The organism is Ruegeria sp. HKCCSP351 (assembly GCF_017872535.1).
Taxonomy (GTDB): domain Bacteria; phylum Pseudomonadota; class Alphaproteobacteria; order Rhodobacterales; family Rhodobacteraceae; genus Ruegeria.
The window spans coordinates 30626-56261 of sequence record NZ_JAEDOV010000009.1 but is presented as its reverse complement, the minus strand read 5'-3'; the positions used below and the strand labels follow the sequence as shown (position 1 = coordinate 56261).

Below are 25636 nucleotides of genomic sequence, written 5' to 3'. Positions count from 1 at the left end.
GCGAGAACGGAAATGACTGACCCGACTTTTCAGTTTACTCGGGCGATTACGCGCCGCCCGGCTGCATCCATCACCATGGGTTTGCGTGCAGAAGATATCGGTACACCAGATTTGGACGGGATGCTGGCTGCACACGCACACTATGTAGCAACGCTGAAGAGCACCGGCGCCGAGGTGATTGAACTGTCACCGCTGGATACGTTCCCGGATGCAGTGTTTGTCGAGGATACAACCCTTTGTCTGCCGCAGGGCGCCGTTATGATGCGCCCAGGGGCACCCAGCCGCATGGGGGAAGTGGCCGAGATGGAACCAACTATTCGCTCGGTTTACGACGACGTGCACCGTATCAAAGGACCGGGTCATATTGAAGGCGGGGATATCCTGGTCACTGGCCGCGAAATCCTAGTTGGGCGTTCGGATCGCACTGACGCGGCTGGTGTTGCCGAACTGACCGACATCGTTTCGAAATGGGGCCACACCGTGCGTGAAGTGTTCACACCGCCGGGTGTACTGCATTTCAAAACGGATTGTTCTCTGTTGGATGGGGAAACCATCCTTTCAACAAAGCGTCTGGACGATTCAGGATGTTTCGAAGGGTACTGCGTTTTGCACGTAGCCGAAGGTGAGGAAGCAGCTGCGAACTCGATCCGGTTCAACGAGCTTGTGCTGGCCCCGGCTGGGTTCCCACGTACAGCAGAAATGTTGCGGAAAAACGGCTACGAGGTCGTAGAAATCAACAACACCGAATGTGCAAAACTGGATGGCGGAATGTCATGCCTATCTCTTAGATTCTGAAGGCTTTGTACGTTACTTTATCCTATGGCGATCGCAATTGATGGTCCTGACAAAAAAGTCAGGGCCATCGGTTCAGAATTGAGGCATCTGATTTATTAGGCAACTACATCAAGTAGGCGTAAATCGCGTTCAGTTCCGAACACTTGGGATATAGTGGTCTTCCGGAATGTTTGTGGCGGAACCAGTCTTGCCCATTCACGCTTCTGCTCATGCTCCTCCGCAAAACCTTGTCTGGTCTCTTTGAAATTCACGGTCAAATTGATCCATAGGACTGGCTTATGGTTTTGAAGGTATAATCGATTTTTCTTGACACCTTATTCTGTCAAAATGCCAATGCTAAAATGTGAATGTAACGCCGCACAAGAATGGCGAACCTGTCGAACAATTCACCAACAGAGGAAAACAATGAAACACACCACATCATTTCTCGCAGCTTTGGCCGTCGGCGCACTGACCGCGACGGTAGCGGCATCGGAAACAGAATTGACAGTTTACACCGCCGTTGAGGCGGAGGATCTGGCACGATATGCCGAAACGTTCAATCAGAGTAACCCGGATATCAAGATCAACTGGGTTCGTGACTCGACCGGGATTATCACGGCGAAACTGCTGGCCGAGCGGGACAACCCTCAGGCGGATGTCATTTGGGGATTGGCAGCGACCTCTCTGCTGCTGCTGAAATCCGAAGGCATGCTGGAGCCTTACGCCCCGGCTGGCGTAGATAAGCTGGATGCGAAATTCGTCGATGGTGACAACCCACCTGCCTGGGTTGGCATGGACGCCTGGGTTGCCTCGGTCTGTTACAACACGGTTGAGGCGGAAAAGGCTGGGCTTAAGCCGCCCACCTCGTGGAAAGACCTGACCGATCCGATGTACAAGGATCAGGTCATCATGCCGAACCCGAATTCGTCTGGCACGGGGTTCCTTGATGTGTCCAGCTGGCTTCAGATGTTTGGCGAAGAAGGTGGCTGGGAATACATGGATGCGCTGCACGAGAATATTGCGCGCTACACCCATTCCGGCTCCAAGCCTTGCAAACTGGCCGCGGCGGGCGAGATCCCGATTGGCATTTCTTTTGCATTCCGTGGGGCGAAATCCAAAGCTGATGGTGCACCGCTGGAGATCATTGTGCCTTCGGAAGGCGTAGGCTGGGACATGGAGGCAACCGCAATCGTTGCCGGTACCGCAAATCTGGAAGCCGCGCAGAAGCTGGTGGATTTCACTGTCACCAAAGAGGCCAACGAGATGTACAATACCGGCTATGCGGTCGTGGCGTATCCCGGTGTTGCAAAACCGGTTGAGCACTTCCCAGAGGGTCTTCTGGATGCGATGATCAACAATGATTTTGAGTATGCCGCCAACAATCGCGCGGCAATCCTGAAGGAATGGCAGTCTCGCTATGACGGAAAGTCTGAAGCGAAATAAACCCATTGGCAGGAGGGGCTTTTGTGCTGCTCCTGCACGCCACTCTCTTGTTCCCACCAACAACACCAACTCACCCGGCGCGCACCGGCCAGGATCGGTCGTGCCCGAGGTGCAGATGTGAGGACCTCTCCCGTGCTTCAGAAAACACCACCCGGTGAACTGTATCTCAGCATCCAGAATTTGTGGAAAGCGTTCGGCAGCTTTCTGGCACTCAAGGACATCTCTCTTGAAATCAAAGAAGGTGAATTCATTTGTTTCCTCGGCCCGTCCGGCTGCGGCAAGACCACCTTGTTGCGGGCGATTGCAGGGCTGGATCTGCAGACCAAGGGTACGATTATGCAGGATGGCAAGGACGTCTCCAACCTGCCCCCGTCCGAGCGCGATTTCGGGATTGTGTTCCAGTCCTATGCGCTGTTTCCGAACCTGACGATCGAAAAGAACATCGCATTTGGTCTTGAAAACACCGGCCGCAGCAAGTCGGATATCGCAGTTCGGGTGAGCGAGCTGTTGAACCTTGTTGGCCTGCCGGATCAGGGCAGGAAATACCCGGCGCAATTGTCCGGTGGCCAGCAGCAGAGGATTGCGCTGGCCCGCGCCATCGCAACCAACCCCGGACTTTTGCTGCTGGACGAACCCCTTTCGGCACTGGATGCCAAGGTGCGCGTTCACCTGCGGCACGAGATCAAGGAATTGCAGCGCAAGCTGGGTGTGACCACCGTGATGGTGACGCACGATCAGGAAGAAGCGCTGGCCATGGCCGACCGCATCGTGGTGATGAACCACGGGGTGATCGAACAAGTTGGATCGCCCACAGAGATCTACCGCGAACCGGCCAACCTGTTCGTGGCCGACTTTATCGGTGAAATGAACCAGATCCAGTCGCAGGTCACCAAAGGCGGGCGGTTGAGCGTCGGGGAAAAGACCTTTGCCTGCCTCAGCCACACGTTCAATGATGGCACCCCGGTCATCGCGGCCATTCGTCCCGAAGACATCATCCCTCATGAAGCCGGTTATCTTGACACGGGCGGCAATCGGAACTGCATCGAGGTCACGCTCGATGAAATGGAGTTCCTGGGCTCGTTCTGGCGCTGCCGCCTGAACAACGAACGGTTTGGATCATCGGAACTGATAGCGGATTTTTCGATCAACGCCGTGCGTCGCCTTGAGTTGGAAGAAGGTCGCAGCATGGTGATCGAGCTTCCCGAGAACCGCCTGATGGCGTTTGACATTCCGGGGGCCGGGGCATGAGCACGATGTCGACCAATCAGGACACATTGCCAGCTGGGCCGGATATCAGGCCCAGGCTCAGCCGCGATGACATCCTGATGCGCGGAAGCATGATGGTGATCGCGCTCTATCTGATTGTGACACTAGCGCTGCCGCTTTACACGATGCTCTCCAAGTCCTTCTCGACCTACCGGGTCGAGCTGTCCCAGTATGAGTTTCAGGTCAGTGATGAAGCGGGTGTGTTCGACGGAACGATCCTGACGGCTGACGAACTGAACAGGCAATTGGGGGTGTATTCCGATACCGATCTGACAACCGGCTCGGACGGGCGTTTGCCGGTGACCGGGTTCTTTCCGGATTTCAGCTTTCGCAGCCCGGTCATGTACCAGATGCGGAACACGACGGAGGCCGGGCGCTTTCTGGTCGGGTCGACTTTGAACGAAGGCACCGATTGGGTCGAGCTTGATTCCAACACGTTCCGCCGAGTGCAGATGCGACCGGTTCAAGCGCGGGGTCTGGGCAACTTCATCAACTACTTCTCAACCCCGGCCCTGTTCAACTCGATCAAGAATTCCCTTTGGATTTCGGTTGTCAGCACAATCGTTACGGTGACGCTGGCGTTCTGGTTTGCCTATGCGCTGAACCGAAGCTGCATGCGGTTCAAGGGGGCCTTTCGCCTTATCGCGATGGCGCCGATTCTGGTTCCCTCGCTGCTGCCGGGCATCGCGCTGGTCTACCTGTTCGGCAATCAGGGGATGATCAAGGAGTTGCTATTCGGCGCCAGTATCTATGGCCCCATAGGCATCGTGATCGGATCGGTCTTCTTTACCTTTCCACACGCGTTCCTGATCATATCGACCGCGCTCGCGATATCGGATGCGCGGTTGTACGAGGCCGCTGTCAGCTTGCGCTCTACCCCCTGGCGGACATTTTGGACCGTCACCATACCAGGCGCGCGCTATGGCCTGATTTCAGCAGCCTTTGTCGTGTTCAACCTGGTGATCACCGATTTCGGCCTGCCAAAGGTGATCGGCGGCCAGTTCAACGTGCTTGCCGTGGATATCTACAAACAGGTGATCGGCCAGCAGAACTTTGAGATGGGCGCCGTGGTCTCGGTGGTTCTGGTCATCCCCGCAATTCTGGCTTTTGGCATCGACCGGATGGTTCAGTCCAAGCAGGTGGCGTTGCTTTCTGCGCGTTCGGTTCCATATCAGGCAACGCCAAACCCTAAAACTGATCGCATATTCCTGATCTACTGCAGCTTGATCGGCCTGTTCATCGTTGGTCTTCTGGCCGTGTGTCAGTTTGCGGCGCTGATCAAGTTCTGGCCCTACGATCTGAGCCTGAGCCTCAAGAACTACCAGTTCAACAAGATGGATGGCGGCGGCTGGGGGTCGTATTTCAACTCGATCAAACTGGCCTTCCTGACGGCGGTGATCGGCACGACGGTTGTCTTCTTCGGTGCGTATCTGGTGGAAAAATCGAACGGTTTCAAAACCGGGCGGTCGATCTTTCAGATGTTCGCCATGCTGCCGATGGCCATCCCGGGCATGGTTCTGGGGCTGTCGTATATCTTCTTCTTCAACAACCCGTCCAATCCGTTCAATGCGATCTACGGCACCATGGCGATTCTGGTGATTTGCACGGTGACGCATTTCTATACCGTATCGCACCTGACGGCGGTCACCGCTCTCAAGCAGATGGATAAAGAGTTCGAGTCGGTGTCAGCCTCTCTCAAACAGCCAACAATGAAGCTGTTTGCCCGTGTGACGGTGCCGGTCTGCCTGCCTGCGGTGCTGGACATCTCAATCTATCTGTTCGTCAACGCGATGACGACTGTGTCGGCGGTTGTGTTCCTCTACTCACCCAAAACCACACTCGCGTCCATCGCGGTGCTGAACATGGATGATGCCGGGGACATCGCACCCGCAGCTGCGATGGGCATGATGATCTTCTACACCAACGCAGCCGCCCGGATCGTCCACCTGATTGCGTCAAAAGGCATTCTGGCCCGCACACAGGCCTGGCGCAGCAGGTAAGCCCCACAAAACTCAAATCCCCGCAGGTCACATATCAGCGGGGGTTTCTTTCTCCTTAAGCACCCGCTCAGCAAAGTCCATAAACGCCCGTATGATCTTGACGTCGCGACGCTGGGAAAGTGAGATCATGCTTTCACCCATTTGCAAGTTCACACCCTTCAATTTGATTTGCTGCAATCGATCATCGTGCCCGTATTCCGCCTGAGATACAAAACCGATTCCCGCACCCGAGGCAACAAGCTCGCGAACGGCCTCTCGGCCTTCTGCAACGATCGCCGGGTTTAATCTGATGCCGTGTTTCTCGGCTGCATCCTCTAGTTTCTCGCGTGTTTTTGACCCGTGCTCTCTGAAAATCAGGGGCAATTCGGACAACTCTTCCAGGGATAAGGTTGGTTTGGATGCCAAATGCACGCCCTGACCAGCAAAGGCCACAATTTCAGTGGACCCCAAATTCAATACGTCCATGTCCTTGCCAGGAGACAGGCTACCGACAACGCCGATTTCCGCATTGTAAGACCGAAGCTCCTCCAGGATTTCTTCGGTGTTGCCGGATCGTACGGTGATCGTGATTTTTGGGTATTTCTTTTGGAACGAACCTAGAAAAGACGTCATGTGATGCGCTGAATCGGCAATGATTCTTAATTCTCCATCAATCGCGGCTTTGGTTTCAGAGAGATAATCCTCAATCTGATCTTCAATCTCGAAATACTGTTTCGTGAATCGATAAAGCTGTTCGCCTTCGGGCGTTAAGTTCACGCGTTTTCGTTCACGCTGGAACAACAACAGGTCGTGATCCTGTTCCAGTTTTCGAACCTGTTCGGAAATCGCCGGCTGGGTCAGATACAAAGCCTCAGCCGCACGGGAAAATCCACCATGTTTGGCCACGTAATGAAAAGCTTTCAACTGGCTGTGTCGCATAACGGTTTCCTGGATATGAATGCATAGGCTGTGCTTATTAATGGATTGATAATTGCAATTTCACATATAGCAACCGTTACTGCAAATGTGTTCCTGAAAACGCTGTTCTGGAGCCTGGTAATGACGCCATCCATACCCAAAATTGAGCAACCGCGCCTTGGCGAACCCTACCTTCTGACACCCGGTCCTTTGACAACGTCCTACGCGGTCAAAGAGGCCATGTTACGCGATTGGGGAAGCTGGGATGACGATTTCCGCGCCATGACGCGGGAGGTGCGATCAAGCCTGTTGAACCTGCTTGGTGAAGGCGCTGACGAATTTGATTGTGTGCCGATGCAGGGCAGCGGATCGTTTTCTGTCGAGGCGATGCTGGCATCCTTTATTCCGCGGGATGGAAAGGCGCTGGTGTTGGCCAATGGTGCTTATGGGCAGCGTTCGGCCCACACGTTGCAGTACCTGGGTCGTGATCATGTCGTATTGGACAAGGGCGATTACCTGCCTCCGAGGGGTGACGAGGTGGCGCGCATTCTCGCGGATGACCCGGACATCACGCATGTCGTCGCCATTCATTGCGAAACCAGCTCGGGCATCCTGAACCCGGTCGAGGAGATTTCAGAGGTCACATATGCCGCCGGGCGCAAGCTTTTGATCGACTCGATGTCCGCATTTGGAGCGATTGAGCTCAAACCCACTGAAATTCGATACGAGGCGATGGTGTCTTCGGCGAACAAATGCATCGAGGGCGTTCCGGGCTTTGGGTTCATCGTGGCGCGCAAATCCGAGCTGGAAGCCGCAAAAGGTAACAGTCATTCGCTGTCTCTGGATGTGCATGCCCAGTGGGCGCACATGAATAAAACGGGCCAGTGGCGGTTTACCCCACCAACGCATGTAGTCGCCGCCTTCATCGAGGCGCTTCGGGCGCACACCGCCGAAGGAGGTGTTGCAGGTCGCGGCGCCCGCTATACCCGCAACCGGGACGTCATGGTCGCCGGTATGCGTGAACTGGGTTTCGAGACGCTTCTGGATAATCGTTGGCTCAGCCCGATCATCGTCACCTTCTTCTGCCCGGCTGATGAGAATTTCGTTTTCGATCAGTTCTATAACCGGATGAAGGAAAAAGGGTTCATTATCTACCCGGGCAAGCTGACCGTCGTCGACAGTTTCCGCGTCGGTTGCATCGGTCAGATGGACGAAGATGTCATGCGCAAAGTTGTGATCGCTGCAAAAGAATCTCTGGAAGAAATGGGCGTGACAAGCGCTGCTCCCCCTCTCCGGGCACTGGAAGAACGCGCCAAGTTGGCTGCATAAACATCAAGGAAAACACAGATGACCATTCAAACCCCTGTCGAAGCAAATGAGCGTGTCTACCCGACGCCGAAGGTGCCCGCTATTGCCATCTGCCTTGATGGATGTGAACCAGAATACCTCGACGTGGCGATTGCGAAAGGGCTGATGCCCAACCTCAAACGAATGCGGGAGGAAGGTACGGACCGTCTGGCGCATTCTGTTATCCCGTCGTTCACCAACCCCAACAATCTTTCGATTGCCACCGGGCGTCCGCCGATCGTGCATGGAATCTGCGGCAACTACCTTATCGATCCCGATACTGGTGAAGAGGTGATGATGAACGATGTCCGCTTCTTGCGCGCGCCGACCATCTTCTCGCAGTTCTATGATGCAGGTTTCCGAGTGGCGATGGTAACCGCCAAGGACAAGCTTCGCGCGCTGCTTGGTGCTGGGCTGAAGTTTGACGAGGGCAGGGCGGTTGCATTCTCTTCTGAGCGTTCGGGTGAAACGACGCTTGAGGAACATGGCATCGACAATGCCAGCAAGTGGCTGGGCATGGATGTGCCCGAGGTATACTCGGCCGAGCTGTCGGAATTCGTTTTTGCTGCTGGCGTCAAGCTGCTGAAAGAGTTCAAGCCCGACGTCATGTATTTGTCGACCACCGACTATATCCAGCACAAGTTTGCACCCGATCAAAAGGGCGCATTGGATTTTTACGCCATGTTTGACCGCTATCTGGGCGAGTTGAACGCATTGGGGGCCGCCATCGTGGTGACGGCTGATCACGGCATGAAGCCAAAGCACTTGGCAGATGGATCCCCTTCGGTCGTCTATGTGCAGGATCTGATGGACGAATGGCTGGGCAAGGATGCGGCACGAGTCATCCTTCCGATCACTGACCCCTATGTCGTGCATCATGGTGCACTGGGTTCGTTCGCGACCGCTTATCTGCCGGATGGCGCGGATCAGGGCGACATCATTGCCAAACTCAAGGCGACCAGCGGCATCACTCATGTTCTGACCAAGACCGAGGCGATCGAGCAATTCGAATTGCCGGGCGACCGCATTGGCGACATTGTGATGGTTTCTGGTGAAAACATCTGCATCGGCACGTCCGAGCACCGCCATGACCTTGCGGCCCTGAAGGAACCGCTGCGCAGCCATGGTGGTTTGACGGAACAAGAAGTTCCCTTCATCGTGAACCGTGTCATCGACCTGCCGAACCAACCCGTGCTGCGCAACTTTGATGCCTTTTTCTACGCAACTACAGCGGCGGCACAGTAAGCCATGAAAGACCAGACCATGTCGAAAATCGAAGTTCGTAACGAAGGAATGCGGATCGGTGGCGAGATCGTCTTTACCGATGAAACCATTCCCGTTCTCTACCCGTACACAAACGAAGTTGTGGGTCATGTTCCCGCCGGCGCCGCAGAACATGCACGCAGGGCTTTCGAAATCGCGGCGAATTACAAACCTAAACTGACCCGGTACGAGCGCAGCCAGATTCTGCAGCGCGCAGGCGAGCTGATCGGCGAGAAACGCGATTACCTTGCGAAATGGCTCACGTTGGAGTTGGGCATTTGCCACCAGCATGCGATCTACGAAACCAAGCGCGCGCAGGACGTGTATCAATTCGCGGCGGCCGAGGCATTGAAGGATGATGGTGAGATCTTCTCCTGCGACCTGACCCACAACGGCAAGGCCCGCAAGATTTTCACCACCCGAGAGCCGGTGAAAGCAATCAGTGCGATTACGCCGTTCAATCACCCGTTGAACATGGTCAGCCACAAGATCGCGCCGTCGATTGCCACCAACAATTGCATGGTTTGCAAACCGACCGAGCTGACGCCGCTGACCGCGCTGACACTAGCCGACATACTTTATGAAGCAGGCCTGCCACACGAGATGTTCCAGGTGGTGACCGGCTGGCCGGCTGACATTGGCGATGAGATGATCACCAATGAACATATCGACATCATCACGTTCACAGGGGGTGTGCCGGTGGGCAAGATGATCGCCGAAAAAGGCGTCTACAAGCGTCAGGCGCTGGAACTTGGCGGCAACGACCCTTTGATCGTTCTGAATGACCTCAGCGATGCGGATTTGGACAAGGCGGCAGCCATTGCGGTGGCGGGGGCTACCGGAAATTCCGGCCAGCGGTGCACGGCGGTCAAGCGCATTCTCGTGCAGGAAAGTGTGGCCGACAAGTTCGTGCCGCTGGTTCTGGAGAAGGCCAAGAAGATCAAATTCGGCGATCCGCAGGACCCCGAGACCGAGCTGGGGTGCGTGATCCACGACAAAGCCGCAGAGATATTCGAGAACCGCGTTCTTCAGGCTGAAAAAGAGGGTGCAGAAATCCTGTATCACCCGGGCCGTCAGGGCGCATTGCTGCCGCCTATCGTCGTCGACAAGGTTCCCCATGACAGCGAGCTGGTGATGGAAGAAACTTTCGGTCCTATCGTGCCGATCGTGCGCGTGCCAGACAACGACGAAGAGGTGATGGCGATCTCGAATTCGACCGAGTTCGGCCTGTCTTCGGGGGTATGCACCAATGACCTGAACAGGGCCATCGCCTTTATCAACGGATTGAATGTCGGCACCTGCAACATCTGGGAACAGCCGGGTTACCGCATTGAAATGTCACCCTTTGGCGGCATCAAGGACAGCGGAAACGGGGTGAAAGAGGGCGTTATCGAGGCGATGAAGTTCTTCACCAACGTCAAAACCTATTCGCTGCCCTGGCCCAACTAAACCTTGCGTCCTTTCCCCACAAACGGGAAGGACGCTTCAAATCCTCCCTGATACTGGCGGGCCTTTTGGGGCCCGCATCTTTTGATGACAGAAATGAGGAGCGGACATGCCACAGATTGTCCACACGGAAGGGGAATCAAACACATCCGAAGCGCGCAAGGCATGGTTGCGAAAGTCCATGGGACCGAAGTCGGCACCTCTGCTCAAACGCGATGCGGATGTGTTCCTGCATCAATCTCTGTCATCACCCTGCGTCAGCACTATTGCAAAGGCCGAGGGGATCTGGATCGAGGATATGGAGGGTCGCCGGTACATGGATTTCCATGGCAACTCGGTGCATCACATAGGCTATGGGCACCCGCGTCTGATAGCCGCCATCAAAGCGCAGCTTGATGATCTTCCTTTTGCACCCCGCCGCTTTACCAATGACCCGGCAGTGGATTTGGCAGAAAAACTAGCAGATATCGTGCCTGGCGATCTGGGGAAAATGCTCTTTACCACTGGCGGCTCTGACGCCAACGAGGTTGCCCTCAAAATCGCGCGTGCCGCGACCGGTCGGTTCAAAACAATCAGCTTCTGGGATGCCTTCCACGGTGCGGGCTTCGGCGCCGCAAGCGTCGGTGGCGAGGCAACGTTCCGCAGTCATATCGCGGGTCCCCTCTTGTCGGGCACTGAACATGTCGCGCCTTTCGCCTGTTATCGGTGCCCATACAATCACGCGGGACCGGAAACCTGCGGGTTGGCCTGCGCGAAAATGGTCGAATATGTTCTGGAGCGTGAAGGAGATGTGGCCGCAGTCATAGCCGAACCGATGCGCGCGGTGCCCTATGTACCACCGCCGGGGTTTTGGAAATCCGTGCGCGAGGCGTGCAATCGTCACGGCGCGCTTTTGATCATGGATGAAATCCCGACCGGCCTTGGCAAAACCGGCAGGATGTTCGCCTTTGAACATGACGAGATCATTCCCGACATTGTGACGCTTGGAAAAGCGCTTGGCGGTGGTATCCTGCCCCTTGCCGCTTGTGTTGCCCGCAAACAATTGGATGTCTGCGGGGATTTTGCCATTGGTCATTACACACACGAAAAGAACCCGGTCACTGCGCGGGCCGCTTTGACAACACTTCAGATCATCGAAGATGAGGGGTTGGTTCATCGGTCGGCCACGCTGGGGGAGCACGCAATTGGTCGTCTGATGGACGAACTTCAGAACGTACCCATCGTTGGAGACATCCGGGGTAGGGGTTTGATGTTCGGGGTCGAAATCGTTGATGATCGCGTTGAAAAGATACCGGGCAATGCGCGTGCCGAACGGATTTACTATGCCTGTCTGGAGGCCGGTTTGAGCTATAAGATCAGTCAGGGATGCGTTCTGACATTGTCGCCACCGCTGACCATCTCGCAATCGGATCTGGACCACGCAATCGACATTGTGGTTGCTGCTATCAAGGCCGAGAGTTGACACGTCGGATCAGTCAGTCTCAGCTGTTGTGAAACGGGGCTAGCCGGGACAGCATCTAAAGTTCCAAAGTACGGTTTGCGATAACGAGTTCGATGGCGCTCGGCGTACAACGAATTTTGGGTTTGGCCGATGGCGTTGTAATATCCAAATGCAGTTAGCCCTCAAACGCCGACAAAGCGACGGAGAAAGGCAGAAACTTCAATTCGGGCATTGGCGCAACTGAAACAGACCAAACTGGCGGAATTTCAGAAACTCAATATCAACAGAGCGGGGTCTTTCATGGTACCGAATGTAATTCAGAAGCTGAAAGACCTTTTGTTACTGCGCTCTATAGACAGCAGGCCGTCGTCTTTGCAAAAAAATGTAAAAAACTATGCAGATCAACAGGCGACTACATTCTACCTGCCATAGGTAATTCGGACTGCCTATGTCGGCAAAGTCATTAGGCTGCCTGTCAGTCTGGCCCTGTTGCATAAACCAGATGATGGGCGCGTTTTGGCCTTCCCCGGACAGACGTATCCCACAGACTCCGTGGCCGGGATGCCGAGCGCGGTGTAGCCGTTCAGGACGGCGATGCGGTCTTGGATCTCGGCGACCTGACGGTCGACATGCCTCGCCATGAGCCGTTGGCCCAGCAGTTTCACACAGTGCATCTTCGCCCCGACGCGGCTCCCACGATGGTATCCACTCTATCGTCGCCACAGGGCGCGGCCGAGGTATTTGACGTGCAGGGCTTTGTTGCGGGCCACGGCTCCAAAAGTAATCGTCTTCCAGGGCTTCGCGTTCTTGCGGGGTGGGATGACGGCATGGGTACCGCTATCTGCAATCTCATCGAGGTACTCGCGCGTGCCGTAGGCACCATCTGCCGTGACGCCCGGTGATCCCGACCGCTCGGATTTTCAGGGTTTCCTCTTTGATCCCAAGGCGAATCTTGCGCCAGACCCGCCGTTTGGGGCCACAATGCTTGCGGGCGTGCCACTCGCCTTCACCTTCGACCTTGATCCCGGTGCTGTCGATCAGCAAGTGCAGCGGCCCGTTGGACCTGTGATACAGGGTGTTCATGGTCAGGGTCTTCTGGCGGCGATATTCCAAGCATGGCAGCGGCTTCGGTCACCGTCCCGGTCGAAACCATCGCTCGAAATGCCTCAACTTGTTTGAACGTGACCTCCATGAGGTGTTGGTTTCTTTGACCTTGTGTTGGAACGATCGTTCTTCGCGCGTTTCTGCGGGCGTCACCACACGGTGATGACCTCAACTTCTTCGGAACATATCTCGGTAAAACCATGCGCCAGCATTGCATCGAAGCTCAAAGTGTCGCTGACCCCCAGAACAAAATCATCAGCTCTGCATTGATGCACGGCTTCGCCCCGGATCACGTACAGGAAGTCCAATCCTTTGCGTTGGTATCTTGGCAGCGATTTGGATTGGTCGCGGGCAATCGTGACATTGCTGATTGAAACATGCCGCCAGCCCACCGTGCTTGCCCAGCAAACGGTCGCCATGCGTGTAACTCTTTGTGATGCGTCGCGAAGGCAATCCTTCGCCTGCCTAAACATGATGCACATCTGCCGTTACATCGGTAAGGACGAAGAGGGCCATCAGAGGGACTTCCAAAGCGGCAGACAGTGACTGGAGCGTGGCAAGCGATGGTGAGACTGATCCGCTTTCAACCCGGCCGAATGTACTGGCCGTTTGCCGCATGGGTTGATGGTTGAGTCGCAGGGACAATACAGCGCCCAAACTCTTCAAGACGCAAAAGGTTAGTGCTGTCACTCCACCGGGCCGATCCGGTCAATCTGTTGCAGTAATGTATGGCAACTGATCAGAGCCTGCCCCGTTGCCAGGATCATCTGGGGCAGGATCATCCATTCCAGCGTCCAGGCGGCACCGGATCTTTCCTGCTCGTGCACCAGTGCCTGATGCATTCCCGACAGTTGGATTGCGTTGAAACGGGCCAGAGCGACCAGCAGTTCCGCGCGGACCGGGTTGCGCTTGTGAGGCATCGCCGAAGATCCGCCGCCACCTGTCAGCGAAACCTCGTCCACCCCCTGCTGAGCCATGAGCGACACGTCCTGACCGATCTTTCCCAGCGCGCCCGTTATCAATGATAGCCATGAGGCAAATTCCGCAAGATTGTCCCGGCGGGTATGCCAGTTTGCATCGCAACTGATCAGGCCAAGCCTATGGGCCATATGATCTGCGATTGCCTGTCCGGATCCGTGCATCCCGGCGCGGTCGCCAACGGCGCCGCCAAGTTGCAGCACAAGCAATCTGGGCTGCAATTCGGTCAGGCGTTTCTGGTGATCGGCCAATGGCAACCGCCAGTTTTGCAGGCGCGTGGCAACTGTAATCTGCAATGCCGCCTGCATTCGGGTTCGCCCCATCATCACGCATTCGCCGTGTGCCTGTTCCAGCGCCACAAGCGCATCCGTCAGGTCTGAAAGACGGGCCGAAAACAACTCCAGAATGTCCTTGATTGACAAGACCAGAGCGGTGTCGACAATATCCTGCGACGTCATCCCCTTATGCAGCGCCACGTGGCAATGATCAGGCAATGCTGCTTTGAGCGACCGCACCAGCGCGGGCACCACCACGCCATCCAATGCCGTCCCGTCGCGCAGCGCCTGCATGTCGGGACGGTGTTGTCGGATAAGTTTTGCCGCGGTATCCGCCACCTCTGCTGGTACGGAGCCGACGGCTGCCAAAGCCTCAGAATATGCGGCCTCGACGGACAGCATGTGTCGCAGCTGAGCCTCTGTACCCAGCATCTCTGAGGTCTGTGGGTCCTCAAACAGCCCGCTGAGCCAGGGATGAGTGGAAAGCTGTTCCATCCTATTTGTGGCCTTTGAACTGAAGAGGGCGGATATCAATCGTCATGGCGCCAATTCTCCTTGCGCTCAAAGAGCCAAAATTTCGCGAGCCTGTTGCCATGTTGCGACCGGACGTTCGTGCTTGGCGCATAGCTCGGTCACGCGATTGACCAGCGCAGCATTCGAAGGCGCAAGCGTGTTCCGGTCCAGCCGGACATTGTCTTCCAGGCCTGTTCGCGTGTGCCCACCCGCAGCAATGGCCCATTCATTTACCACAATCTGGTTTGGACCGATCCCGGCCGCACACCATTCAGCATCCGGTGCGCGATCCTGCATGGACTTCACGTAAAAGTCGAATACGGCCCTGTCGACCGGCATCGCGTTTTTGACACCCATGACAAACTGAACATACAGCTTGCCATAAAGCTTGCCTTCCTTGTGCAATCTGATCGCTTGCAGGATGTGGGACAGGTCAAACGCCTCGATCTCGGGTGTGACTTCGTATTTTCTCATCTCGGCTGACAGCCAGTCCACCAGATCGGGTGGATTTTCATAAACCCGGGTGGGAAAGTTGTTCGATCCAACCGACAGCGACGCCATGTCAGGTGACAGGGGCAGCATTCCGCCCCTGGCCTGGCCGGCGCCTGACCGCCCACCGGTGGAAAACTGGATGATCATTCCGGGGCAGTGTTTTTGCAAACCCTCTTTCAGGAGAGCGAATTTTTCGGGGTCGCTGCAGGGCGTCTGATCATCGTTGCGAACATGGGCGTGGACGATGCTGGCCCCGGCCTCGAACGCCTCTTGCGTGCTTTCGACCTGTTCCGCAACCGAGATCGGCACCGCGGGGTTGTTCTTCTTGGTGGGCAGGGAACCGGTGATAGCCACGCAGATGATGCAGGGTTTGGTCATGGTGATTTCCTGAATTAAGTGCTGCCTTGGAAAGACAGCACCAAGTAGTCAGATATCAAAAAAGACGGTCTCATCTTCGCCTTGTATCTTGATATCGAAGCGATAGACAACTTGACCGTCCCGATTGGTCCGTTTGGCCAGCAGCGTTGCGCGGCGGCGTTCCCATTCGATGAGATTAAGGACCGGGTCCTTGCTATTGGCCTCTGCCTCGTCCTCGAAATAGATACGCGTATTCAGGCCGACATTGATACCCCGGGCAACAACCCAAAGGTTGATATGAGGCGCTTGCTGGCCCACGTTTCGCCCCGGTGTCGGACCGGGTTTGACTGTGTCGAACGCCCATTCGCCGGTTTCAAAGTTGGTGATGACGCGTCCCCAGCCGCGAAAGCCGTCTTCGACATCGCTGCCGCCCTCAGGATGGGCATAGACGCCCCTGGCATTTGCCTGCCAAGCCTCAAGCAAAACATCCTTGATGGGCGATCCTGCCCCGTCCACGACCAGCCCTTCGACCCGAATACGCTCACCCTCGGCATTTGGTCCGGCTATGTCCCAGCCCAATTCCTGCCTGTAGATTTCAAATCCGGCAGCCCCGGGTGCCAGACCGATATGGACGTAAGGCCCAGCTGTTTGCGAGGGGGTTTCCTTCAGATAATTAAGCTGTTGCATCTTCAGTTTCCCTCCAGACGGTTTTCAAACAGGGTCGAGCGCCGACCGCGCAAGACCACGTCGAATTTATAGGCGATGGTATCCAGTGGGATCGTTGAATTCATGTCGAGCCGCGAAATCAGGCGGCTGATCGCATCGGCGTCAGGAATAGTTTTCACGATCGGACACCTGTCGATCAGCGGGTCGCCTTCGAAATAGCATTGTGTGATCAGGCGTTGCGCAAAACCTGTTCCGAATATCGACATGTGGATATGGGCGGGACGCCAGCTGTTCACCCAATTGCGCCAGGGGTAGGCCCCGGGTTTTACGGTGCGGAAGAAATAATACCCGTTTTCATCTGTCAGGGTGCGGCCGCAACCACCGAAATTGGGATCGATCGGTGCCAGATAGGTATCTTTCTTGTGACGATAGCGCCCACCTGCATTCGCCTGCCAGATCTCCACCAACGTGTTTGGCACCGCACGTCCGTTTTCATCCAGCACCTTGCCGTGCAGAATGACACGCTCGCCAATCGGGCTTTTTCCGGGTTGCGCATAGTTCGAGATCAGGTCGTTATCCAGAGGGTCAACATCGTTGTGGCCAAAAACCGGGCCGGTGACCTCACTGATCGAGTTTTGCAGCGAGATCAGCGAATATTGCGGTGAACGGGTCACGCTGGTCTTGTAGTCGGGCGTCAGCGCAGGTGGGTGCCACTCACGGTCACGCTGGTAGAATTCACCTTGTTTCAACATGGTCGGATCACACTTCCTTTTTGTCTGCCTCGGGTTTCTGCGCGTTTCCCATTCAGTCCTGTTCCATTTGATCATAGGTCAGTTTTGCCAGTTTGAGGGCCTGATTGGCGCGTGGCACGCCCGCGTAAATTGCGACGTGCTGAAACGCTTCAAGTACATCCCGCTTGCTGGCGCCGGTACGGGCTGTGGCGCGGATATGCATCGGGATTTCTTCGAAGTTTCCCAACGCGGCAAGCAAAGCCAGCGTCAGCATGGATCTCTCACGGTCACTAATCCCGTCCGAGGCCCAGACGGTACCCCACGCGCCTTCGGTGATAAGTGCCTGAAATGGACCGTCCAGATCAGACTTGGCGTCTTCGGCGCGATCCACATGGGCGTCGCCCAGAATTCTGCGGCGCACTCGCATACCGGACTCGTATTTGTCACTCATTGCGGTTCTCCATCAGGAAGGCGGACAAGTGTTCAGCATAGGTGGCGGGGGCTTCCACGCATGGCAGGTGCCCGGTGTTGGGTATCTCGACATAGTGCGCCCCGGGGATCATAGCACAGGTCTGCCGGACCAGTTCGGGCGGGCAGGCGCGGTCATCTGATCCGGCGATGGCCAAAACCGGCAATCGCAGCGTCCGGGTCATGGATTCAAGATCCGCATCTGCAATCGCGTTGCAGCATCCCAGGTACCCAGAAACAGGGGTACGTACCAGCATGTTGCGCCAAAGCAGCACGTTATCGGTTGCCCTGAAACCCGCCGCAAACCAACGGTCCAGAATTGCGTCTGCCACAGGCTCGATGCCGGACGACCGGATCGCGCCCATCCGGTCACGCCACATCTGCGCCGTCCCCATTTTCGTAGCGGTGTTGGACAAAACAAGGGCGCGGATCTGGTTCGGTCTGCGCGAAGCCAGCGCCTGACCGATCATCCCGCCAATCGACAGGCCGACAAACACCGTGTCGCGAACCCCGATATGGTCAAGCAAAGCCTCGGCGTCATCCGCCAGCTCAGCCATGCTGTAAAGCGCCTGAGGGCATTCCGACAGGCCGTGACCACGCAGATCGAACCGGATCAGGCGCAGCCCCTTGGGCAGCAAGGGCAAAACCTTGCCCCAAAGGCGCAGGTCAGTTCCCAGCGAGTTGGCAAACACCACAGGCGTGCCATCTGGATCGCCATCCTCACGCCAATGCAAGTGAATGTTATCCAGCGCCGCAATCTGCATCAGTAGGGCAGCCCGACGTAGTTTTGTGCAAACACCGATTGGGCCTCTTTGTTTTCGCGCAGGAAATCAATGTCAGCCTTTTGCATTTTCAGGTCAAAGCCGTTCTGTTCCGGAAAACGGTGCAACAGGTTGGTCGTGGACCAACTGAACCGCTCGGCCTTCCAGATACGGGCCAGCGCTTTTTCGGAATAGCGGTCGATGCCTTCGCTGTCGTGGTCTTCATAGAATTGCAGCAGTGCGTTGTGCAGATAGTGGATGTCGCTTGCCGCCGTGTTTAGCCCCTTGGCCCCGGTGGGGGGCACGATATGCGCGGCATCCCCACACAGGAACAAACGGCCCCAGCGCATTGGTTCAGTCACGAAAGACCGCAGCGCCGCAATTGATTTTTCGACAGATGGCCCGGTGATCAGTGTCGCAGCATATTGCGCGGGGATCCTGCGTTTCAGTTCCTGCCAGAAGGCTTGATCAGTCCAGTCATCGGCACTGTCAGACAGCGAGCATTGAATGTAGTACCGGCTGAGGTTCTCATTGCGCATGGAACAAAGCGCAAAACCGCGTTCCGATCCGGCATAGATCAGTTCGTCATGGACCGGGGGTGTTTCGGACAAAACGCCTAGCCAGCCAAATGGATAGACCTTTTCATATTCCCGGCGCACGGTCAGCGGGATGGTTTGACGCGACACCCCATGAAACCCGTCGCACCCGGCGACAAAATCGCAATCAATCCGGTGTCCGGTTCCATCCGCTTGATACGTCACATAAGGCGTATCGCTGTCAGCCCCGTGAATCTGAATATCATCGGCGTTGAAAACGATCTTGCCGCCCATCGCATCGCGCGCATCATACAGATCACGGGTTACTTCCGTTTGTCCGTAAACAACCACGTGGCTGCCGGTCAGCTCTTTAAAGTTAATGCCGAATTCGATATCGCCGTATGAGATCACTGTGCCGTCATGGACAAAACACTCCTTGTCCATCCGCTCTGCTACACCGGCCTCGCGCATCAGTTCCACAAAACCGGTTTCCAGAATGCCGGCGCGAATGCGGCCCAGAACATATTCTCTGGTTTTGCGCTCTAACACGATGGTGTCTATGCCTTTGCGGTGCAACAACTGGCTGAGCAAAAGACCTGAAGGTCCACCGCCGATGATCGCGACCTGAACGCGCATGTTGGCTCTCCTGATTTCGCGTATCTAATAATTGAACGCCATTTCTCGATATGTAAAATGAGTTCTGCTGGGACTTAGTTGCCGGAATTGGAAAGTAATGATAGATCGCCGCATCAAAGTTAGGCATATTCAATGTTTTATTGAGATATGTCGCGAGAAAAGCCTGAAAGTTGCGGCAGAGAAGCTGTTTCTCACGCAACCGGCGATATCCAAGACGCTCAAGGAGCTTGAGGATATTCTGGGCACTGTGCTGTTGTCCCGTAACCGGTCCGGTGTTTCTCTGACACGGCAGGGCGAAGTGTTTCTGCATTTCGCTGAAATGTCGCTGGCCGCTTTGCAGCAAGGCTTTTCGGGTGTGGAGCAGATCGAGGCGCGGGGCAGATCCAGTCTCCGGGTCGGGGTGCTGCCTTCGGTTGCGGCCCGCTTGATGCCAGCCGTTGCCACTGAGTTTTCCGAACTTGCGGGCAATACCCGACTGAGCGTTTTCGACGGTCCACATGGCCATTTGATGGAGCGTCTTCGTCTAGGAGATCTAGAGCTTGTTATCGGGCGTTTGGGTCGCCCTGAAACCATGCAGGGCATTTCCTTTACCCAGCTTTATGAGGAGAAGGTCGTCTTTGTCGTGCGCGCGGATCACCCACTGCTGAAAGCCCCCGATCTCAGGCGGATTACCGAGTGGCAAGTGCTTTACCCGCCTGAAGGATCGGCAATTCGGCCCTTGGTGGATCGCCTCATGATCGCGCATGGGATTGGTGAAATCGAAGATCGTCTGGAAACTGTCTCGGGTGCTTTCGGGCGGGTGTATACCCGGCAGACCGATGCGATCTGGATCATCTCGGCGGGGGTGGTTGCCAATGAAATCAGCGATGGCCACCTTGTGGCGTTGCCGTTTGATACGTCGATAACGCGCGGACCCGTTGGGCTGATGCGTCGGCCAGACCAGGTCCTGTCACCTCAGGCGCAGGTTTTCGGGTTGGCTTTGGACAATGCAATTGCAAGGTTGGGCTTGTCGGCTGATGGTGCGACCTCTGATAACTAAAGCTGGTCCATTCTGCCGGGGTGGCGCGAGGACAGGAGCACAAGATGGATGACAAGGAACGCAGAGTCCGCGAGGCGATTATCGAGAAATGCCTTTTTTTGAAATCCAGTGGTCTTAGCCAAGGCACATCCGGCAATATCTCGGCCCGATACGAGAACCGGATGCTGATCACACCCTCGGCGACGCCATATGACAAGCTGAACCCCGAGATGATCGTCTCAATGCCATTTGATGGAGAGTATGGGACCTGGGATGGCCCGCTCAAACCTTCGACCGAATGGCGGTTCCACTTCGACATTCTCAAGACCCGACCCGATATGGGCGCGGTGGTCCATGCACATCCGACCTATTGCACGGCGCTGGCGATTGCACACAAGGAAATTCCGGCAGCGCATTACATGGTTGCGGCCTTCGGTGGTACTAATGTTCGCTGCGCACCCTTTGCGCGCTTTGGAACGCCCGAGCTGTCGGAGCTGGCGATCGAAGCGCTGCAAGACCGAACCGCCTGCCTGCTTGGCAATCATGGGTCCATCGCCATGGGTGAGGATTTGGACAAGGCCATGTGGCGCGCGGTCGAACTGGAAACCATAGCCCGGCAGTATTACCTTTCTCTGGCCCTCGGTCCGGTGATCCTGACCGATGAACAGATTTCCGAAACGCTATCCGGTTTCGCTTCTTACGGTGTTCAGGGCGACTACAAGGATGTCGCAGCAGGTACTGCGCAGGAACAAGTTCCGTCTGAACAGACCTGACTGCCAAGTTGGCTGCGCTTAGGGGCGGTATATTGGGCTCAAGTCCAAAACATCGCGACGTGATCAGGAGGTTTTCGCCTGTTCGCCGTTGGTGCCACGCATCTGGCCATTCGCGCGGATACGGCTGCCTATTGATTTATTGGCGCGCGTAAAGAAAATGTAAGGTCAAAGCAAAAGAGTTCCGCAAGCGGGTAGGTATGGCAAAAATAAGAAATATGGAGGAGTTCGCGGCCCTGAGCGGGATTTCTCGGCCAACGGTTTCCAAATATTTCCACGACCCAGAAAGCGTTCGTTCCTCTACGCGGGCGCGTATCGAAGAAGCTTTGGAAAAGTTCGATTACCGCCCCAACATCTATGCGGTGAACCAGAACCGAAAGCTGACCAAGAATATCGGCATCGTTGTTCCCTATCTAGCCGATCCTTTTTTTGCCGAGATGGCCAGATACCTTGAGCAGAGCTGTATTGCTGCCGGGTATCGTCCATCTCTTTTCAGCTCGCACGGTGAGCAGAAGCTGGAGAATGAAATTCTCGATAGTTTGCGCTCTCTGAAACCGGCGGGCGTGCTGTTTGCCCCATTAGGGCGTGCCTCGGACCGCGCTCACATCGAGAAGTTTTGCGCCGAGGTGCCGACGGTTCTGTTTGACAGCAACCTTGAAGGGTTGGGGGCCGCATTTATTGGATCGGACAATTTCAGTTTTGTGTCCCAAACCGTGGAATACATGACCCGGACGGGTGAACCTCCATCTTTCTTTGAAATGCGCACGCCAGCAAACCCAAACGCCAACAAGCGACGCAAGGCATATATCGAGGTAATGGAACGTCTGGGGTTCGAGCCCCATGTCATTAAAATCGATGGTGAAGGCTGGGCGTTTGAAGAGATCGGGCATCAAGGTGCTTTGAGGGTGTTGGAGAAAGGCGCTCTCAGGACGAATTCGGTTTTGTGCAGCAATGACCGCCTTGCGATCGGATTTCTGGCTGCTTGTTATGAGCAGGGGATTCGGGTTGGGCGAACGGAAGAATGCTCATTCCGTGTCGCATCAAATGACGACCACCCTTTTGCAAAATTTACGTGCCCATCGCTGACAACAGCTGCGCATGATTATGACAACGTGGCAGGATGCAGTGTGGACACCTTGTTTGAACTCATTGAAAGCGGGGGAAAATTTGATGATCGAACGGAAACTCTGTTTCCGGCACGGCTTGTTTTAAGAGAATCTGCGTGAATTAAAACTTAACGCGCGTAAAGTTATTATTGACGTCGCGACAATTTATAAACTAGGGTCTCTGTACAGCATCCAAGCTCAGGGAGGACAGGGATGTATTTGAAGAACGCACTTCGTGCGGCGACTGCGTTGACTTTCGTCGCTACGGCAGCAGCCCAAGCGGAAACCATCACGATCGCGACCGTCAACAATGGCGACATGATCCGGATGCAGGGCTACACAGACAACTTCACCAATGCGACCGGCATTGATGTCGAATGGGTGACGTTGGAAGAAAACGTTTTGCGTCAGCGCGTCACGACCGACATCACCACCAAAGGCGGTCAGTTCGACATCATGACCATCGGCATGTACGAAACCCCGATCTGGGGTGCGAACGGCTGGCTGGTACCGCTGGACGGTTTGTCCGATGAATATGATGTTGGCGATCTGCTGCCTGCGATGGCAGGAGGGTTGAGCCATGATGGCACGCTTTATGCTGCGCCGTTTTATGGCGAAAGCTCGATGATCATGTACCGCACCGACCTGATGGAAAAGGCCGGTCTGGAAATGCCCGAAGCACCCACATGGCAATTCATCCGTGAAGCTGCGGCTGCAATGACCGATCGCGACAACGACATCAACGGCATCTGCCTGCGTGGCAAGGCGGGCTGGGGTGAAGGTGGTGCCTTTATCACCGTAACCGGCAATTCTTTCGGTGCGCGCTGGTTCGATGAAAACTGGAAGCCGCAGTTCGATCAGCCCGAGTGGAAAGAGGCGCTGACGTTCTTCGTCGACATGATGAGTGAATCCGGCCCGGCTGGCTATGCAACAAACGGTTTCAACGAGAACCTGTCTTTGTTCCAGCAAGGCAAGTGCGGCATGTGGATTGACGCCACCGTCGCCGCGTCTTTTGTGACAAATCCGGACGACTCAACCGTAGCTGACAAGGTTGGCTTCGCACTTGCACCAAATTCGGAAGGTGTCGACAAGCGCGCCAATTGGCTTTGGGCTTGGGCGCTGGCGATCCCGGCGGGAACTCAGCAGGAAGATGCGGCCAAGCAGTTCATCGAATGGGCAACCTCGAAAGACTACATCGAGCTGGTGGCTGAAAACGAAGGTTGGGCCAATGTGCCTCCGGGCGCGCGGACCTCGCTTTATGAGAATGACAACTACAAGGAAGTCCCATTTGCAAAAATGACTCTGGAATCGATCCTGATGGCTGACCCGCAGAATTGCTGTGTGCAGCCGACACCCTATACCGGTGTCCAGTTCGTAGCCATTCCGGAATTTGCAGGGATTGCCACACAGGTAAGCCAGGAATTCTCGGCCGTTTATGCCGGGCAGCAAACAGTGGATGAGGCGCTTGCCAAAGCGCAGGCCTTCACAGCAGAAGAGATGGAAGCCGCAGGGTACTGAGGCAACCTTCCCAGCAGGGGGCAGACTTTCTGTCCCCTGCTCCCACTTCCACAATTCGTGTTTTTCTCGCAGGCTGCCTTACGCCTGAACAGAGAGGTCTTGCACAATGGCAACTCAACATTCCAGATCAGTTGCACGCCTGATGATGGCACCCGCAGTGGTACTGCTGCTTGGCTGGATGCTCGTGCCGCTGACGATGACCCTGTATTTTTCCTTCAAGAAGTATCTTCCCCTGCGGGGCGGTGATCTCGGTTGGGTGGGTTTCGACAACTATATCCGATTTGTTTCGTCCAGTTCGTTCTGGCCTGCGGTACAGGCAACGCTTGTCATTGTGATCGGCGTGTTGGCGATTACGGTCATTCTGGGCATCCTGCTGGCGATGCTTTTAGATCAACCAATGTGGGGCCAGGGGGTGGTGCGCATCCTCGTTATTGCACCATTCTTTGTTATGCCGACTGTGTCGGCTCTGGTCTGGAAAAACATGTTCATGGACCCGGTCAACGGGTTGCTGGCCCATCTGTGGCGCTTTTTCGGGGCTGAACCGGTCTCGTGGTTGTCCGAAGCTTCAATGACCTCGATTGTCATGATCGTGTCGTGGCAATGGTTGCCATTTGCGACACTGATCCTTTTGACCGCAATTCAGTCGCTGGACAGTGAGCAACTGGAAGCCGCTGAAATGGACGGCGCTCCGCCACTCAAGCGGTTCTACCACATCATTCTACCGCACCTGAGCCGTGCCATCACAATCGTAATCCTGATCCAGACAATCTTTCTGCTTTCGATCTTTGCCGAGATTTTCGTCACCACCGGCGGCGCATTCGGCACCCGTACACTCACCTACCTGATCTTCCAGCGCGTGTTGGAAAGCCAGAATGTCGGTCTCGGATCAGCCGGAGGTGTCTATGCCATCATTCTCGCCAATATCGTTGCAGTCTTCCTGATGCGCATCGTCGGCAAGAACCTGGACGCGTGAGGAGGTAAAACCATGGCCCGCACCGTCACAATCCAACGCAAGTCGCTGAACACTGCCCTGGCCTGGGCCGTCGGTCTGCTGATCTTTTTCCCGATCCTCTGGACCATACTGACCAGCTTCAAAACCGAAGCACAGGCCATCGCAAGCCCGCCACTGTTCCTGAACTTCGACTGGACGCTTGAGAACTATGCTGTCGTGCAGGAACGCTCGAACTACATGCGTTTCCTTTGGAACTCGGTCATCATCGCAGGCGGGTCAACCCTGTTGGGTGTGATCATTGCTGTACCGGCAGCATGGGCAATGGCGTTTGTTCCTTCGAAACGTACAAAGGACATTCTGCTTTGGATGCTCTCGACTAAGATGTTGCCGGCGGTCGGTGTCCTTTACCCGATCTACCTGCTGTTCATCCGTCTGGGGCTGCTTGACACACGAGGTGGGCTGGTCGTCGTGTTGATGCTGATCAACCTGCCGATCATTGTCTGGATGCTTTACACCTATTTCCGCGAAATTCCGGGTGAAATCCTTGAAGCCGCGCGGATGGACGGGGCAACGCTGAAAGAGGAAATCCTGCACATCCTGACACCCATGGCTGTGCCGGGCATCGCTTCGACTGTTCTGCTGAACTTCATTCTTGCCTGGAACGAGGCATTCTGGACCCTCAACCTGACAGCCGTAGACGCGGCGCCGCTGACCGCATTTATCGCCAGCTATTCCAGCCCCGAGGGCCTGTTCTTTGCCAAGCTCAGCGCGGCTTCGACAATGGCGATTGCACCGATCCTGATCCTTGGCTGGTTTAGCCAGAAACAACTTGTCCGCGGCCTGACTTTTGGCGCTGTGAAATAAGGAAAACTTCT

The 25636-nt window shown here is 55.6% G+C and carries 23 protein-coding genes and 1 pseudogene; 14 read left to right on the top strand and 10 right to left on the bottom strand.

Annotated elements, in window-relative coordinates; translation table 11 throughout:
- The first annotated feature begins 12 nt into the window (after positions 1 to 12).
- From I9182_RS16880 to I9182_RS16865, 4 genes are all read left to right on the top strand, one after another.
- Positions 13 to 795 carry an arginine deiminase family protein gene (locus tag I9182_RS16880; protein WP_209599062.1) on the top strand — a complete coding sequence of 261 codons (783 nt, stop codon included), beginning with the start codon at positions 13 to 15 and terminating at the stop codon, positions 793 to 795.
- 405 nt (positions 796 to 1200) lie between these two features.
- Positions 1201 to 2220: a putative 2-aminoethylphosphonate ABC transporter substrate-binding protein gene (locus I9182_RS16875; RefSeq protein ID WP_209506807.1), complete on the top strand. Its 1020-nt coding sequence runs from the start codon at positions 1201 to 1203 to the stop codon at positions 2218 to 2220.
- 132 nt (positions 2221 to 2352) lie between these two features.
- On the top strand, positions 2353 to 3468 hold the full coding sequence (locus I9182_RS16870; protein ID WP_209599061.1) for a putative 2-aminoethylphosphonate ABC transporter ATP-binding protein: 1116 nt from the start codon (positions 2353 to 2355) through the stop codon (positions 3466 to 3468).
- Positions 3465 to 5486 (top strand): putative 2-aminoethylphosphonate ABC transporter permease subunit, encoded by a 2022-nt coding sequence (locus I9182_RS16865; protein ID WP_245220606.1) that lies wholly within the window; start codon positions 3465 to 3467, stop codon positions 5484 to 5486. Before I9182_RS16870 ends, I9182_RS16865 begins: the two co-directional genes overlap by 4 nt.
- A gap of 27 nt (positions 5487 to 5513) precedes the next feature.
- Here the strand turns inward: I9182_RS16865 and I9182_RS16860 are convergent, their stop codons facing one another.
- Positions 5514 to 6404, bottom strand: coding sequence for a LysR substrate-binding domain-containing protein (locus tag I9182_RS16860; protein WP_209599060.1), 891 nt, complete (start codon positions 6402 to 6404; stop codon positions 5514 to 5516).
- A 120-nt stretch (positions 6405 to 6524) separates the two neighbouring features.
- Here I9182_RS16860 and I9182_RS16855 point away from each other — a divergent pair, with 120 nt between their 5' ends.
- The 4 genes from I9182_RS16855 to I9182_RS16840 all read left to right on the top strand — a co-directional run bounded on the left by I9182_RS16855 (position 6525) and on the right by I9182_RS16840 (position 11901).
- Positions 6525 to 7712 (top strand): 2-aminoethylphosphonate--pyruvate transaminase, encoded by a 1188-nt coding sequence (locus tag I9182_RS16855; RefSeq protein ID WP_209599059.1) that lies wholly within the window; start codon positions 6525 to 6527, stop codon positions 7710 to 7712.
- An 18-nt stretch (positions 7713 to 7730) separates the two neighbouring features.
- Positions 7731 to 8975 (top strand): phosphonoacetate hydrolase, encoded by a 1245-nt coding sequence (gene phnA, locus I9182_RS16850; RefSeq protein WP_209599058.1) that lies wholly within the window; start codon positions 7731 to 7733, stop codon positions 8973 to 8975.
- A gap of 3 nt (positions 8976 to 8978) precedes the next feature.
- Positions 8979 to 10442 (top strand): phosphonoacetaldehyde dehydrogenase, encoded by a 1464-nt coding sequence (phnY, locus tag I9182_RS16845; protein WP_245220607.1) that lies wholly within the window; start codon positions 8979 to 8981, stop codon positions 10440 to 10442.
- Positions 10443 to 10548: 106 nt separating this feature from the next.
- Positions 10549 to 11901 (top strand): aspartate aminotransferase family protein, encoded by a 1353-nt coding sequence (locus I9182_RS16840; protein ID WP_209599057.1) that lies wholly within the window; start codon positions 10549 to 10551, stop codon positions 11899 to 11901.
- 425 nt (positions 11902 to 12326) lie between these two features.
- Here I9182_RS16840 and I9182_RS16835 read toward each other — a convergent pair.
- From I9182_RS16835 to pobA, 9 genes and pseudogenes are all read right to left on the bottom strand, one after another.
- Positions 12327 to 12984 (bottom strand): annotated as a pseudogene (locus tag I9182_RS16835) (transposase); the annotation flags it as partial.
- Positions 12985 to 13133: 149 nt separating this feature from the next.
- On the bottom strand, positions 13134 to 13403 hold the full coding sequence (locus I9182_RS16830) for a hypothetical protein (RefSeq protein WP_209599056.1): 270 nt from the start codon (positions 13401 to 13403) through the stop codon (positions 13134 to 13136).
- A gap of 267 nt (positions 13404 to 13670) precedes the next feature.
- Positions 13671 to 14732 (bottom strand): 3-carboxy-cis,cis-muconate cycloisomerase, encoded by a 1062-nt coding sequence (locus I9182_RS16825; protein ID WP_209599055.1) that lies wholly within the window; start codon positions 14730 to 14732, stop codon positions 13671 to 13673.
- A 66-nt stretch (positions 14733 to 14798) separates the two neighbouring features.
- Positions 14799 to 15620: a 3-keto-5-aminohexanoate cleavage protein gene (locus I9182_RS16820; RefSeq protein WP_209599054.1), complete on the bottom strand. Its 822-nt coding sequence runs from the start codon at positions 15618 to 15620 to the stop codon at positions 14799 to 14801.
- Between the two features lie 48 nt (positions 15621 to 15668).
- Positions 15669 to 16286 carry a protocatechuate 3,4-dioxygenase subunit alpha gene (gene pcaG / locus I9182_RS16815; RefSeq protein ID WP_209599053.1) on the bottom strand — a complete coding sequence of 206 codons (618 nt, stop codon included), beginning with the start codon at positions 16284 to 16286 and terminating at the stop codon, positions 15669 to 15671.
- Positions 16287 to 16288: 2 nt separating this feature from the next.
- Positions 16289 to 17017, bottom strand: coding sequence for a protocatechuate 3,4-dioxygenase subunit beta (gene pcaH, locus I9182_RS16810; RefSeq protein WP_209599052.1), 729 nt, complete (start codon positions 17015 to 17017; stop codon positions 16289 to 16291).
- 52 nt (positions 17018 to 17069) lie between these two features.
- Positions 17070 to 17447 carry a 4-carboxymuconolactone decarboxylase gene (gene pcaC, locus I9182_RS16805; RefSeq protein ID WP_209599051.1) on the bottom strand — a complete coding sequence of 126 codons (378 nt, stop codon included), beginning with the start codon at positions 17445 to 17447 and terminating at the stop codon, positions 17070 to 17072.
- Positions 17440 to 18228 (bottom strand): 3-oxoadipate enol-lactonase, encoded by a 789-nt coding sequence (gene pcaD / locus I9182_RS16800; RefSeq protein WP_209599050.1) that lies wholly within the window; start codon positions 18226 to 18228, stop codon positions 17440 to 17442. The genes pcaC and pcaD overlap by 8 nt, the downstream gene beginning before the upstream one ends.
- Positions 18228 to 19397 (bottom strand): 4-hydroxybenzoate 3-monooxygenase, encoded by a 1170-nt coding sequence (gene pobA, locus I9182_RS16795; RefSeq protein ID WP_209599049.1) that lies wholly within the window; start codon positions 19395 to 19397, stop codon positions 18228 to 18230. The genes pcaD and pobA overlap by 1 nt, the downstream gene beginning before the upstream one ends.
- Positions 19398 to 19494: 97 nt before the next feature.
- On the opposite strand from pobA, the gene pcaQ reads away from it, so the two are divergent.
- From pcaQ to I9182_RS16765, 6 genes are all read left to right on the top strand, one after another.
- A complete protein-coding gene (pcaQ, locus tag I9182_RS16790; RefSeq protein WP_209599048.1) occupies positions 19495 to 20436 on the top strand; it encodes a pca operon transcription factor PcaQ in 942 nt (313 codons plus the stop codon).
- Positions 20437 to 20480: 44 nt separating this feature from the next.
- Positions 20481 to 21188 (top strand): class II aldolase/adducin family protein, encoded by a 708-nt coding sequence (locus I9182_RS16785; protein ID WP_209599047.1) that lies wholly within the window; start codon positions 20481 to 20483, stop codon positions 21186 to 21188.
- A gap of 197 nt (positions 21189 to 21385) precedes the next feature.
- The gene (locus tag I9182_RS16780; RefSeq protein ID WP_209506822.1) at positions 21386 to 22411 is read left to right on the top strand and encodes a LacI family DNA-binding transcriptional regulator; all 1026 of its coding nucleotides are present in this window, start codon (positions 21386 to 21388) and stop codon (positions 22409 to 22411) included.
- Between the two features lie 93 nt (positions 22412 to 22504).
- Complete coding sequence (locus I9182_RS16775; protein ID WP_209506823.1) at positions 22505 to 23809, top strand: sugar ABC transporter substrate-binding protein; 1305 nt, start codon at positions 22505 to 22507, stop codon at positions 23807 to 23809.
- A 106-nt stretch (positions 23810 to 23915) separates the two neighbouring features.
- Entirely contained in the window at positions 23916 to 24782 is an 867-nt protein-coding gene (locus tag I9182_RS16770; protein WP_209506824.1) for a sugar ABC transporter permease, read from the top strand.
- A gap of 12 nt (positions 24783 to 24794) precedes the next feature.
- Positions 24795 to 25625: a carbohydrate ABC transporter permease gene (locus I9182_RS16765; RefSeq protein ID WP_209506825.1), complete on the top strand. Its 831-nt coding sequence runs from the start codon at positions 24795 to 24797 to the stop codon at positions 25623 to 25625.
- The last annotated feature ends 11 nt before the right edge of the window (positions 25626 to 25636 follow it).

What these genes read in the sequence shown, in the direction of transcription:
- pcaH (WP_209599052.1), bottom strand. Translation starts at nt 17,017, where the DNA reads ATGTTGAAACAAGGTGAATTCTACCAGCGTGACCGTGAGTGGCACCCA.
- phnY (WP_245220607.1), top strand. Translation starts at nt 8,979, where the DNA reads ATGAAAGACCAGACCATGTCGAAAATCGAAGTTCGTAACGAAGGAATG.
- I9182_RS16820 (WP_209599054.1), bottom strand. Translation starts at nt 15,620, where the DNA reads ATGACCAAACCCTGCATCATCTGCGTGGCTATCACCGGTTCCCTGCCC.
- I9182_RS16840 (WP_209599057.1), top strand. Translation starts at nt 10,549, where the DNA reads ATGCCACAGATTGTCCACACGGAAGGGGAATCAAACACATCCGAAGCG.
- I9182_RS16775 (WP_209506823.1), top strand. Translation starts at nt 22,505, where the DNA reads ATGTATTTGAAGAACGCACTTCGTGCGGCGACTGCGTTGACTTTCGTC.
- phnA (WP_209599058.1), top strand. Translation starts at nt 7,731, where the DNA reads ATGACCATTCAAACCCCTGTCGAAGCAAATGAGCGTGTCTACCCGACG.
- I9182_RS16880 (WP_209599062.1), top strand. Translation starts at nt 13, where the DNA reads ATGACTGACCCGACTTTTCAGTTTACTCGGGCGATTACGCGCCGCCCG.
- pcaQ (WP_209599048.1), top strand. Translation starts at nt 19,495, where the DNA reads ATGATAGATCGCCGCATCAAAGTTAGGCATATTCAATGTTTTATTGAG.
- I9182_RS16765 (WP_209506825.1), top strand. Translation starts at nt 24,795, where the DNA reads ATGGCCCGCACCGTCACAATCCAACGCAAGTCGCTGAACACTGCCCTG.
- I9182_RS16830 (WP_209599056.1), bottom strand. Translation starts at nt 13,403, where the DNA reads ATGGCGACCGTTTGCTGGGCAAGCACGGTGGGCTGGCGGCATGTTTCA.
- I9182_RS16785 (WP_209599047.1), top strand. Translation starts at nt 20,481, where the DNA reads ATGGATGACAAGGAACGCAGAGTCCGCGAGGCGATTATCGAGAAATGC.
- pobA (WP_209599049.1), bottom strand. Translation starts at nt 19,397, where the DNA reads ATGCGCGTTCAGGTCGCGATCATCGGCGGTGGACCTTCAGGTCTTTTG.
- I9182_RS16780 (WP_209506822.1), top strand. Translation starts at nt 21,386, where the DNA reads ATGGCAAAAATAAGAAATATGGAGGAGTTCGCGGCCCTGAGCGGGATT.
- I9182_RS16865 (WP_245220606.1), top strand. Translation starts at nt 3,465, where the DNA reads ATGAGCACGATGTCGACCAATCAGGACACATTGCCAGCTGGGCCGGAT.
- I9182_RS16825 (WP_209599055.1), bottom strand. Translation starts at nt 14,732, where the DNA reads ATGGAACAGCTTTCCACTCATCCCTGGCTCAGCGGGCTGTTTGAGGAC.
- I9182_RS16855 (WP_209599059.1), top strand. Translation starts at nt 6,525, where the DNA reads ATGACGCCATCCATACCCAAAATTGAGCAACCGCGCCTTGGCGAACCC.
- I9182_RS16860 (WP_209599060.1), bottom strand. Translation starts at nt 6,404, where the DNA reads ATGCGACACAGCCAGTTGAAAGCTTTTCATTACGTGGCCAAACATGGT.
- I9182_RS16875 (WP_209506807.1), top strand. Translation starts at nt 1,201, where the DNA reads ATGAAACACACCACATCATTTCTCGCAGCTTTGGCCGTCGGCGCACTG.
- pcaC (WP_209599051.1), bottom strand. Translation starts at nt 17,447, where the DNA reads ATGAGTGACAAATACGAGTCCGGTATGCGAGTGCGCCGCAGAATTCTG.
- I9182_RS16770 (WP_209506824.1), top strand. Translation starts at nt 23,916, where the DNA reads ATGGCAACTCAACATTCCAGATCAGTTGCACGCCTGATGATGGCACCC.
- pcaD (WP_209599050.1), bottom strand. Translation starts at nt 18,228, where the DNA reads ATGCAGATTGCGGCGCTGGATAACATTCACTTGCATTGGCGTGAGGAT.
- pcaG (WP_209599053.1), bottom strand. Translation starts at nt 16,286, where the DNA reads ATGCAACAGCTTAATTATCTGAAGGAAACCCCCTCGCAAACAGCTGGG.